The sequence below is a fragment of the Burkholderia puraquae genome, assembly GCF_002099195.1.
In the GTDB taxonomy this organism is placed as follows: Bacteria; Pseudomonadota; Gammaproteobacteria; order Burkholderiales; family Burkholderiaceae; genus Burkholderia; species Burkholderia puraquae.
In genome coordinates this window covers 24,680-34,938 of sequence record NZ_NBYX01000040.1, presented here as the reverse complement: position 1 = coordinate 34,938, position 10,259 = coordinate 24,680, and the positions used below count along the sequence as shown (strand labels likewise).

Genomic DNA, 10,259 nt, shown 5'->3' with positions numbered 1-10,259 from the left:
CCTCCGAATTTCTTCTTCCAATTGTAGAAAGTCGCCTCGCTAATTCCGAGCTTGCGGCAGACTTCTTCGACCTTCGTACCCAGCTCGGCTTGCTTCAGTGCAAATGCGATCTGCTCTTCCGTAAACTTGCTCGTCTTCATGGCATGACCTTCGTGTCCGCTTGGACACATCATGCCGAATTTCTCTACTTTTGCGCCGGACTATTTCTTGGGTCAGGGTCAGAAGAGGGAGTGGCTCGATCCGTCAGCCGACTACTGCCGGGTGCACCACAGCCTGCTCGAGACTGTTCCGCAATCGATTTTCGCCAGAGCTCCGAATTTCGACGCCGCGCTGCGGGCGATATCACGTTATCGATGCCCACCGCTTAGGCTGAGCAAAACACTACGCTAGCAGTATTAGTGAACATTGCTAGCACTCCTTTGGGCACGGCTAGCATTGATTGTGAACTCCTACAGCTGTACCGGACAGTGCTATGAAGGAACTTAGGCCAATGCTGCTGACCAAGGGGTTCAAGGAAGTGGGGATCGCGACTGTCGTCGCCACGACGCCTTCCGTCCCGAGTACCACTCAAACTCAATGATCCAGCATCGGTGCTCGCGTTCGTTTCTCAGGGTCACCAAGCGCTCGGTTCAGGGCAGTTAGCATAGTGAACCTTATCACTATGCTCCGACTGCCTGCTCAAACCCGGGTGTCGCACAACGCGTGACCAGGAGGTGCCGGACGCCGCAGGGGAGTTGACAATGGTCTTCGCAAGGCCGCGGCCCGTGACAACTTTGTTTCGCAACGCACAACCCCGTGAATTACTGAGAGCCTCGAACCTTTCGGTCGACATCGACCGGCGAAGTAACAACTTTCCTTCGCAAACGGTGACGATTGTATTTTGGTCAACGCGTGTCGACCAGCGAAGTGACATCTTTGCTTCGCAAACGGAGACAACATCGTTTTGATTTACGACTGAGGCTGGCCCAATTTCCACAACCAACAAGAATGGAGCGATCTTACGCGGGACAGGAAAACGGCAGCGCGCCGGGCCTCGCGTTTCTTACGATGGCGAGCGTCGTGCCGATATGGTCTTCGAGCGCGAGCGCCGCGCGCGCATCGGCACGCCGCATTGCGGCGTCAAACAGGCACGCGTGTTCCGCATGCACGTCGCGCTTCGAATCGCCGAGCCCGATGCACACGCGCCGGTAGCGTTCGCTTTGCTGCGACAGCATGCGCAGGATCAGATAGGTCCACGGCGTCGCGGCCGCCGAGATCAGTGCTTCGTGAAAGCGCCGGTTGCACGCTTCCCACGCGGTCCGGTGTTCAATCGATACCGGCTGCTCCCAGGCCGACAGTATCTCGAAGCTTTGCCGCACCCTTTGTTCCCACCCATCGTCGCCGCGCCGCACGGAGTCGCGCAGTGCGTCGACCTCGATATGGATGCGCAGCCGCGTGATCGCTTCGAGATCGTCGACCGACATCGGTGTGACGCGAAACCCGCGCTGCCCTTCGGCGACGACCAGCGCATCGCTGACAAGCCGCGTGAGCGCCTCGCGCAGCGTCCCCGCGCCGACGCCGTACACGTTCTTCAGGTGTTCGACGCGCAGCTTCGCACCGGGCGGGTAGTGCCCTTCGATGATGTGCTGGCGAAGCTGGTGGTACGCATGCTCGCTGAGTGTGCGCGCATGCGGTTCGACAGTGTCGTCGGTGGCCGGCTCGATCGCAGGCGGGGTGTCGTCGGGCAGCGCGTCGTCGAACGGGTGGGCGGGCAGGATGATGTTCATGTCACGCGTCCTCCGAATCCTGTTTGCGGGTGAGGCGATAGCTGAGCTGCGCGCGCGTCAGCCCGAGCAGGCGGGCGGCGGCCGACAGGTTGCCGTTCGCGCGATCGACAGCCTCGTGCAGCAGCGCGCGCTCGAGGCCGTCGAGCCCGCTGCCCCCCTGCAACTGGTCGAGGAGCGTCGCGCAGTCGATCGATAGCGCGGCGGCCGGTTTGATCTGCCCCGCACGGTCGACGGTCGCGCCGCCGGGCAGCCCGACACCGGGGAACAGGTCCTTCGCGTCGGCCGGCCGGTTGGGACGTGACAGGATCACGGCGCGCTCGATCAGGTTCTCGAGCTCGCGCACATTGCCGGGCCACCGGTAGCCGCGCAGCGTGTCGTATGCGTAGTCGGTCAGCGTGGGCGCCGGCTTGCCGTGCAGCGACGCGAAACGCTCCAGCATCGCGTCGGCGAGCAGCGCGATGTCGTCCTGCCGGTCGCGCAGCGGCGGAATCAGCACCGGGTACACGTTGATCCGGTAGTAGAGGTCGGCGCGGAAGGTGCCGTCGCGCACGGCCTGTTCGAGATCGCGGTTGGTCGCCGCGACGACGCGCACGTCCACCTTCCTGCCGCCGGTCGCGCCGAGCCGTTCGACCTCGCCTTCCTGAAGCACGCGCAGCAGCTTGGCCTGCACGTCGAGCGGCAATTCGCCGATCTCGTCCAGGAACAGCGTGCCGCCGTTCGCGCGCTCGAAGCGTCCGGCACGCGCGATCTGCGAGCCCGTGAATGCGCCTTTCTCCGCGCCGAACAGTTCCGACTCGATCAGCGCGTGCGGAATCGCCGCGCAGTTGATCGCGACGAACGGCTTCGCGGCGCGCGGACTGAGGCTGTGCAGTGCGCGGGCGAAGCGCTCCTTGCCGACGCCCGTCTCTCCGGTGAGCAGGACGGCCACCTTGGTCGGTGCGGCCGTTTCGAGCAGCGCATAGGCGGCGCGAAAGGCGTCGGAGCGCCCGACGAGCCGCGTGCGGCCATCGTCGGGCGCGATCTCGAGGCGCAGCGATTCGACCTCGGTCTGCAGGTCGCGAATCGTGTTGATCAGCGAATCGGCTTTGAACCACGACGAGATTTCCTCGGCGTCGGGCCATTCCTCGGCCGGCTTGCCGACGATCGTGCAGTGCGGGTCGTGCATGCCGACGCAGCTCGTTTCCTTGAACAGGATCGTCCGGCCGATGAAGGCGCTCGTATAGCCGGTCGCATAGCCGATCAGCATCCAGCACACCGGCTCGGGCTGCGGCCCGAACGTGCGGCGGTGCACGTCGGCCTCCCAGGAATGTTCCCAGCGGTATTCGCAATAGAACGCGCCGGTCGCGGGATCGGCTTCGAAGCGCAGCGGCGTGACCTGCACCGCGCCTTCGAGCATGTGCAGTTGCGGGCCGACATGGAACATGTCGAACAGCGACGCGCCGCTGCGGATCTCGCGGGCGAGCGCGGCGTCCCGTTCGCCGGCGGCGAAGCCGACGCGCGTGAAGAAACGCCGCGTCTGCGCCGGCCCGACGCTTTCCATCAGCTCCTGGCGCAGCGTCGCCAGCGCGCCGGCATGCAGCAGCACCATGCGCTGTCCGGCCAGCCAGATGCGGCCGTCGCTCGCCGAAAAGTGAATCAGCTTGCGCAGGTCGGCGTCCGGCGGCAAAGGGGGCAGGCTGGACCGAGTCATGTCGTCTCCGTCGAAATATCTCGTGATTTTCAGGATTCCGGCCGCCGGCTGCGCGACCTGATCGGCGGCTTGATCATTTGAGCAAATGCGTATGCCCGGGTTGCTCAAATGATGAAGAAGGCCGTTCAGTAAAGGGTTTCGCGCGACGATGCGGGGCAGGTTTCCCTTCTGGTTAACCGGCATTGTGCTTCGCGAATACGAATTTTGTGTCAGGGCTTTCCCTGAATTATCGAGATTTTTCGAGGGGACGGATGAACGTGGCACGGATGCTGCATTGAAGTGCGCATGGAGGCGACACCGATCATGGATCAAACGACAACCGATCATCCCCCGTTCGACCCGGGCCGCAAGTGCGTCCGGGTGACCGGCACCAACAGCCGCGGCTTCGTCGAGTTCGAGCTTTCGATCGGCGGCGCACCCGAGCTGTCCGTCGAGCTGACGTTGCCTCCTGCCGCGTTCGACGCGTTCTGCGTGGAGCAGCGCGTGATGCGGCTGGACGACGAAGTGAACCCATGACCCTGAGGAGCAAGAAGTGACCATCGAACTGAAGACAGTCGACATCAAGCCGCTCCGGCACACCTTTGCGCACGTCGCGCAGAACATCGGCGGCGACAAGACGGCGACGCGCTACCAGGAAGGAATGATGGGCGCGCAGCCCCAGGCGAACTTCCATTACCGCCCGACCTGGGACCCCGATCACGAGATCTTCGACGCATCGCGCACGGCGATCCGGATGGCGAACTGGTATGCGCTGAAGGATCCCCGCCAGTTCTACTACGCAGCGTGGACGACCACCCGTGCGCGCCAGCAGGACACGATGGAATCGAACTTCGAGTTCGTCGAGTCGCGCCGGATGATCGACCTGATGCCCGACGACGTCGCCGCGCATGCGCTCGATATTCTGGTGCCGCTGCGTCACGCGGCGTGGGGCGCGAACATGAACAACGCGCAGATCTGCGCGCTCGGCTACGGCACCGCGTTCACCGGCGCCGCGATGTTCCATGCGATGGACAACCTCGGCGTCGCGCAATACCTGACGCGTCTCGCGCTGTCGATGGCCGGCCCCGACGCGCTGGACGCGGCGAAGGCCGCCTGGCAGACGGACGCCGCGTGGCAGCCGCTGCGCCGCTATGTCGAGGACACGTTCGTCGTCACCGATCCGGTCGAACTGTTCGTCGCGCAGAACCTCGCGCTCGACGGCCTGCTGTATCCGCTCGTCTACGACCGTTTCGTCGACGAACGGATCGCGCTCGCCGGCGGCTCCGCGGTCGCGATGCTCACCGCGTTCATGCCGGAATGGCACGCGGAATCGAACCGCTGGGTCGATGCGGTGGTGAAGACGATGGCGGCCGAATCCGACGAAAACCGCGCGTTGCTCGCGCGCTGGACGCACGACTGGGCCGCGCGGGCGACCGATGCGCTGGCGCCGGTGGCCGCTCGCGCACTGCACGACGCGGGCGGCGCGGCGCTCGAGGAAGCGGGCGAGCAGTTCCGCGCCCGCACGGGCAAGCTCGGCATCGCGGGCTGACCCGACGACCATCCTTCATGAGGGGAAACACGCATGTCAAATGTATTCATCGCCTTTCAGGCCAATGAGGAGTCCAGACCGATCGTCGAGGCGATCGTCGCGGACAACCCGGATGCGGTGGTCGTCGAATCGCCCGGCATGGTGAAGATCGATTCGCCGAACCGCTTGACGATCCGCCGCGACACGATCGAGGCACTGACCGGTGCGCGCTTCGACCTGCAGCAGATCCAGGTGAACCTGATCACGCTGTCGGGCCACCTCGACGAGGACGACGACCAGTTCACGCTGAGCTGGTCGCACTGAACGACGCGCCACGCGCGCCGACAATACCGGAGACACGAATGGACACGCCAACGCTCAAGAAAAAGCTCGGCCTGAAGGACCGCTACGCGGCAATGACGCGCGGCCTCGGCTGGGAGACGACCTACCAGCCGATGGACAAGGTCTTCCCGTACGACCGCTACGAGGGCATCAAGATTCACGACTGGGACAAGTGGGTCGACCCTTTCCGCCTGACGATGGACGCGTACTGGAAATACCAGGGCGAGAAGGAAAAGAAGCTCTACGCCGTGATCGACGCGTTCACGCAGAACAACGCATTCCTCGGCGTGACCGACGCGCGCTACATCAACGCGCTGAAGCTGTTCATCCAGGGCGTGACGCCGCTCGAGTATCTCGCGCACCGCGGCTTCGCGCACGTCGGCCGGCATTTCACCGGCGAAGGCGCGCGCATCGCGTGCCAGATGCAGTCGATCGACGAGCTGCGGCACTACCAGACCGAAACGCACGCGATGTCGACGTACAACAAGTTCTTCAACGGCTTTCATCATTCGAATCACTGGTTCGATCGCGTGTGGTACCTGTCGGTGCCGAAGTCGTTCTTCGAGGACGCGTATTCGGCCGGCCCGTTCGAGTTCCTGACCGCGGTCAGCTTCTCGTTCGAATACGTGCTGACGAACCTGCTGTTCGTGCCGTTCATGTCGGGCGCCGCGTACAACGGCGACATGTCGACCGTCACGTTCGGCTTCTCCGCGCAGTCGGACGAGTCGCGCCACATGACGCTCGGCATCGAGTGCATCAAGTTCATGCTCGAGCAGGATCCGGACAACGTGCCGATCGTGCAGCGCTGGATCGACAAGTGGTTCTGGCGCGGCTACCGGCTGCTGACGCTCGTTGCGATGATGATGGACTACATGCAGCCGAAGCGCGTGATGAGCTGGCGCGAATCATGGGAGATGTACGCGGAGCAGAACGGCGGCGCGCTGTTCAAGGATCTCGCGCGCTACGGCATTCGCGAGCCGAAGGGCTGGCAGGACGCGTGCGAAGGCAAGGACCACATCAGCCACCAGGCGTGGTCGACGTTCTACGGGTTCAACGCGGCTTCCGCATTCCACACCTGGGTGCCGACCGAAGAAGAGATGGCGTGGCTGTCCGCGAAGTATCCGGATTCGTTCGACCGTTACTACCGTCCGCGCTTCGAGTATTGGGGCGAACAGGCGAAGGCCGGCAACCGCTTCTACATGAAGACGCTGCCGATGCTGTGCCAGACCTGCCAGATCCCGATGCTGTTCACCGAGCCCGGCAACACGCGAAAGATCGGCGCGCGCGAGTCGGACTACCTCGGCAACAAGTTCCATTTCTGCAGCGACCACTGCAAGGAAATCTTCGACCACGAGCCGCAGAAATACGTGCAGGCATGGCTGCCCGTGCACCAGATCTACCAGGGCAACTGCTTCCCGCCAGATGCGGACCCGACTGCCGAAGGCTTCGATCCGCTCGCCGCGGTGCTCGACTACTACGAGGTGAACGTGGGCCGCGACAACCTCGATTTCGAAGGCTCGGAAGACCAGAAGAACTTCGCGGCATGGCGTGGCCAGGCCACGCGCAACTGATCGATACGTAACCCATACGCAACCTTGAACGAGACCGGTGTACGCGCGCATGCGCAAACGCCGGCCGACAGGAGACAAGCATGACCGTCATCGCGCTCAAACCCTACGACTTTCCGATCAAGGACACGGTCGATAAATTCCCGGCGCCGCTGCTCTACGTGTGCTGGGAGGACCACCTGATGTTCCCGGCGCCGTTCTGCCTGCCGCTGCCGCCCGACATGCCGTTCGGCGCGCTCGCGCGCGACGTGCTGCCGCCCATCTACGGCTATCACCCCGACTTCGCGAAGATCGACTGGGATCGCGTCGAGTGGTTTCGCTCCGGCGAGCCATGGGCGCCGGATGCAGCGAAGAGCCTGGCCGACAACGGCCTCGGGCACAAGGACCTGATCAGCTTCCGCACACCGGGCCTCGACGGCATCGGCGGCGCGAGCTTCTGACCGCGACGCGGACGGACGAACCATCATGAGCCACCAACTTACCATCGAGCCGCTGGGCGTCACGATCGAGGTCGAGGAAGGACAGACGATCCTCGACGCGGCGCTGCGCCAGGGCATCTACATCCCGCATGCATGCTGTCACGGGCTGTGCGGCACCTGCAAGGTTGCGGTGCTCGACGGCGAAACCGATCTCGGCGACGCGAACCCGTTCGCGCTGATGGATTTCGAACGCGAGGAAGGCAAGGCGCTCGCGTGCTGCGCGACGCTGCAGGCCGATACCGTGATCGAAGCCGACGTCGACGAGGAGCCGGACGCAGAGATCATCCCGGTCAGGGATTTCTCGGCCGACGTCACGCGCATCGAGCAACTGACGCCGACCATCAAGTCGATCCGGCTGAAGCTGTCGCAGCCGATCCATTTCCAGGCGGGCCAGTACGTGCAGCTCGAGATTCCCGGGCTCGGGCAGAGCCGCGCGTTCTCGATCGCGAATTCACCGGCCGACGTCGCCGCGACCGGCGAGATCGAGCTGAACGTGCGGCAGGTGCCGGGCGGCGTCGGCACCGGCTACCTGCACGAGACGCTCGCGACCGGCGACCGCGTGCGCCTGTCGGGCCCGTACGGCCGCTTCTTCGTGCGCCGCTCGGCCGCGCTGCCGATGATCTTCATGGCCGGCGGCTCGGGCCTGTCGAGCCCGCGCTCGATGATCGCGGACCTGCTTGCCAGCGGCGTCACCGCGCCGATCACGCTGGTCTACGGGCAGCGCAATGCGAAGGAGCTCTATTACCACGACGAATTCCGCGCGCTCGCCGAACGCCATCCGAACTTCACGTACGTGCCGGCGCTGTCCGAAGGTGCGGCGGACGCCGGCGACGGCGTCGCGCAGGGGTTCGTGCACGACGTCGCGAAGGCGCATTTCGACGGCGACTTCTCGGGCCACCAGGCATACCTGTGCGGGCCGCCCGCGATGATCGACGCGTGCATCACCGCGCTGATGCAGGGGCGGCTGTTCGAGCGCGACATCTATCACGAGAAATTCATCTCGGCTGCCGACGCGCAGCAGACGCGCAGCCCGCTGTTCCGCCGGGTGTGACATGGAGGCCAGTCGCATGGGAGGGACGGTGACGATCGCGCAGACCGACGAGCGCTATGCGTGCGCGACCGGCGAATCGCTGCTGGCCGGGATGGCGAAGCTCGGCCGTCGCGGCATTCCGGTCGGCTGCCTGAACGGCGGCTGCGGCGTGTGCAAGGTGCGCGTGCTGCGCGGCGCGGTGCGCAAGCTCGGGCCGATCAGCCGCGCGCACGTGAGCGTCGACGAGGAGGACGCCGGTTATGCGCTCGCGTGCCGCGTGGCGCCGGACGGCGACGTCGAACTGGAAGTGGCCGGCAGGCTGAAGAAACCCTTCTTTTGCGGCTCGGCTCGTGCCGAGGCGCCGGTTTTCAAAAAGTAATCTGGAGGAGATTCACCATGGGTGTGATGCGTATTGGTCATGTCAATCTGAAGGTGATGGACATGGAAGCGGCGTTGCGTCACTACGTACGCGTGCTCGGATTGCAGGAGACGATGCGCGACGGAGCCGGCAACGTCTACTTGAAATGCTGGGACGAATGGGACAAGTATTCGCTGATCCTGTCGCCGTCCGACCAGGCGGGGCTCAAGCATGCCGCCTACAAGGTCGAGCATGACGTCGACCTGGACGCGCTGCGGCAGCGCATCGAAGCGTACGGCATCACGACCGAGATGCTGCCGGAAGGCGCGCTGCCGGGCATGGGCCGCCAGTTGCGGTTCCTGCTGCCGAGCGGGCACGAGCTGCGCCTGTTCGCGCAGAAGGAACTGGTCGGCACCGCGGTCGGTTCGCTGAACCCCGATCCGTGGCCGGACGATATCCCGGGCTCGGCCGTGCACTGGCTCGATCATTGCCTGCTGATGTGCGAGTTGAACCCCGAGGCGGGCGTGAACCGCGTCGAGGAGAACACGCGCTTCATGGCCGAGTGCCTCGACTTCCACCTCGCCGAGCAGGTGATGGTCGGTCCCGGCAACACGATCCAGGCCGCGACATGGATGTTCCGCAGCACGACACCGCACGACATCGCGTTCGTCGGCGGTCCGAGCAACGGGCTGCATCACATCGCGTTCTTCCTCGACGACTGGGCCGACGTGCTGAAGTCGGCCGACGTGATGGCGAAGAACAAGGTGAAGATCGACGTCGCGCCGACGCGCCACGGGATCACGCGCGGCACCACCATCTACTTCTTCGATCCGAGCGGCAACCGCAACGAGACCTTCGCGGGGCTCGGCTATCTCGCGCAACCCGATCGACCGGTCACGACGTGGACCGAGGACGAGCTCGGGCGCGGGATCTTCTTCCACTCCGGCGAGCTGAACGAAGCGTTCACGACCGTCTACACCTGAGCCGCGAAGGAACCCGACGCCATGGACCGAAACGATACGACCCGGCACATCGACATGCGGACGATCGGCTGGCCCGCCGCGTCGCGCGCGGCGCAGGCGGCGGCGCAGGCCGCCGAGCGGCTCGGCGTGCGCGTGAACGTGGCCGTCGTCGATGCGGCCGGCCTGCTTGCGGCCTTCGTGCGCATGCCCGGCGCGCCGCTGCATTCGATCGACATCGCGATCGACAAGGCGTACACGGCCGCGAGCTTCGGCTTGCCGACCGGCGCGTGGCACGACGCGCTGGCCGCGCATTCGGCGGCCGTGCGGCAGGGGCTCGTGCTACGCCCGCGCTTCGTCGCGTTCGGCGGCGGGTTGCCGATCGTCGACGACGGTGCGCTGATCGGCGGCATCGGCGTATCGGGCGGCAGCGAGACGCAGGACGAACGTTGCGCGCGCGCGGGCCTCGACGCGGCCGGCTTCGGCGGGCCATGACCGGCGGCACACGGCACACGGCACGCGAGCGCGCTTCACGAACCCACGGATCACGGATCCACGAC

General features: G+C 65.0%; 12 protein-coding genes. 9 read left to right on the top strand and 3 right to left on the bottom strand.

The window, feature by feature from the left end:
- From B7G54_RS36740 to B7G54_RS36725, 3 genes are all read right to left on the bottom strand, one after another.
- A partial coding sequence (locus tag B7G54_RS36740) for a transposase (RefSeq protein WP_133059265.1) occupies positions 1 to 140 on the bottom strand: 140 nt, incomplete at its 3' end.
- An 858-nt stretch (positions 141 to 998) separates the two neighbouring features.
- Positions 999 to 1,766, bottom strand: a complete 768-nt coding sequence (locus B7G54_RS36730; RefSeq protein ID WP_085043553.1) for a GntR family transcriptional regulator — start codon at positions 1,764 to 1,766, stop codon at positions 999 to 1,001.
- 1 nt (position 1,767) lies between these two features.
- On the bottom strand, positions 1,768 to 3,456 hold the full coding sequence (locus tag B7G54_RS36725; RefSeq protein ID WP_085043552.1) for a sigma-54-dependent Fis family transcriptional regulator: 1,689 nt from the start codon (positions 3,454 to 3,456) through the stop codon (positions 1,768 to 1,770).
- Between the two features lie 303 nt (positions 3,457 to 3,759).
- Here B7G54_RS36725 and B7G54_RS36720 point away from each other — a divergent pair, with 303 nt between their 5' ends.
- The 9 genes from B7G54_RS36720 (at position 3,760) to B7G54_RS36680 (ending at position 10,194) form a co-directional block, all read left to right on the top strand.
- Positions 3,760 to 3,972, top strand: coding sequence for a phenol hydroxylase subunit (locus B7G54_RS36720; RefSeq protein ID WP_244117649.1), 213 nt, complete (start codon positions 3,760 to 3,762; stop codon positions 3,970 to 3,972).
- Between the two features lie 16 nt (positions 3,973 to 3,988).
- The gene (locus B7G54_RS36715) at positions 3,989 to 4,984 is read left to right on the top strand and encodes a ferritin family protein (RefSeq protein WP_085043551.1); all 996 of its coding nucleotides are present in this window, start codon (positions 3,989 to 3,991) and stop codon (positions 4,982 to 4,984) included.
- A gap of 33 nt (positions 4,985 to 5,017) precedes the next feature.
- Positions 5,018 to 5,287 carry an MmoB/DmpM family protein gene (locus B7G54_RS36710; RefSeq protein WP_046548945.1) on the top strand — a complete coding sequence of 90 codons (270 nt, stop codon included), beginning with the start codon at positions 5,018 to 5,020 and terminating at the stop codon, positions 5,285 to 5,287.
- Positions 5,288 to 5,325: 38 nt separating this feature from the next.
- Entirely contained in the window at positions 5,326 to 6,876 is a 1,551-nt protein-coding gene (locus B7G54_RS36705) for an aromatic/alkene/methane monooxygenase hydroxylase/oxygenase subunit alpha (RefSeq protein WP_046548946.1), read from the top strand.
- A gap of 80 nt (positions 6,877 to 6,956) precedes the next feature.
- Positions 6,957 to 7,313 (top strand): phenol hydroxylase subunit P4, encoded by a 357-nt coding sequence (locus B7G54_RS36700; RefSeq protein WP_046548947.1) that lies wholly within the window; start codon positions 6,957 to 6,959, stop codon positions 7,311 to 7,313.
- Between the two features lie 25 nt (positions 7,314 to 7,338).
- A complete protein-coding gene (locus B7G54_RS36695; RefSeq protein ID WP_085043550.1) occupies positions 7,339 to 8,403 on the top strand; it encodes an NADH:ubiquinone reductase (Na(+)-transporting) subunit F in 1,065 nt (354 codons plus the stop codon).
- Between the two features lie 16 nt (positions 8,404 to 8,419).
- Positions 8,420 to 8,761 carry a 2Fe-2S iron-sulfur cluster-binding protein gene (locus tag B7G54_RS36690; RefSeq protein ID WP_423221249.1) on the top strand — a complete coding sequence of 114 codons (342 nt, stop codon included), beginning with the start codon at positions 8,420 to 8,422 and terminating at the stop codon, positions 8,759 to 8,761.
- A 17-nt stretch (positions 8,762 to 8,778) separates the two neighbouring features.
- Positions 8,779 to 9,723 (top strand): catechol 2,3-dioxygenase, encoded by a 945-nt coding sequence (locus B7G54_RS36685; RefSeq protein ID WP_085043549.1) that lies wholly within the window; start codon positions 8,779 to 8,781, stop codon positions 9,721 to 9,723.
- A 21-nt stretch (positions 9,724 to 9,744) separates the two neighbouring features.
- On the top strand, positions 9,745 to 10,194 hold the full coding sequence (locus tag B7G54_RS36680; RefSeq protein WP_085043548.1) for a GlcG/HbpS family heme-binding protein: 450 nt from the start codon (positions 9,745 to 9,747) through the stop codon (positions 10,192 to 10,194).
- The last annotated feature ends 65 nt before the right edge of the window (positions 10,195 to 10,259 follow it).

Coding starts and splice junctions, on each gene's coding strand:
- B7G54_RS36705 (WP_046548946.1), top strand. CDS start 5,326: ATGGACACGCCAACGCTCAAGAAAAAGCTCGGCCTGAAGGACCGCTAC.
- B7G54_RS36700 (WP_046548947.1), top strand. CDS start 6,957: ATGACCGTCATCGCGCTCAAACCCTACGACTTTCCGATCAAGGACACG.
- B7G54_RS36685 (WP_085043549.1), top strand. CDS start 8,779: ATGGGTGTGATGCGTATTGGTCATGTCAATCTGAAGGTGATGGACATG.
- B7G54_RS36710 (WP_046548945.1), top strand. CDS start 5,018: ATGTCAAATGTATTCATCGCCTTTCAGGCCAATGAGGAGTCCAGACCG.
- B7G54_RS36695 (WP_085043550.1), top strand. CDS start 7,339: ATGAGCCACCAACTTACCATCGAGCCGCTGGGCGTCACGATCGAGGTC.
- B7G54_RS36720 (WP_244117649.1), top strand. CDS start 3,760: ATGGATCAAACGACAACCGATCATCCCCCGTTCGACCCGGGCCGCAAG.
- B7G54_RS36730 (WP_085043553.1), bottom strand. CDS start 1,766: ATGAACATCATCCTGCCCGCCCACCCGTTCGACGACGCGCTGCCCGAC.
- B7G54_RS36680 (WP_085043548.1), top strand. CDS start 9,745: ATGGACCGAAACGATACGACCCGGCACATCGACATGCGGACGATCGGC.
- B7G54_RS36690 (WP_423221249.1), top strand. CDS start 8,420: ATGGGAGGGACGGTGACGATCGCGCAGACCGACGAGCGCTATGCGTGC.
- B7G54_RS36725 (WP_085043552.1), bottom strand. CDS start 3,456: ATGACTCGGTCCAGCCTGCCCCCTTTGCCGCCGGACGCCGACCTGCGC.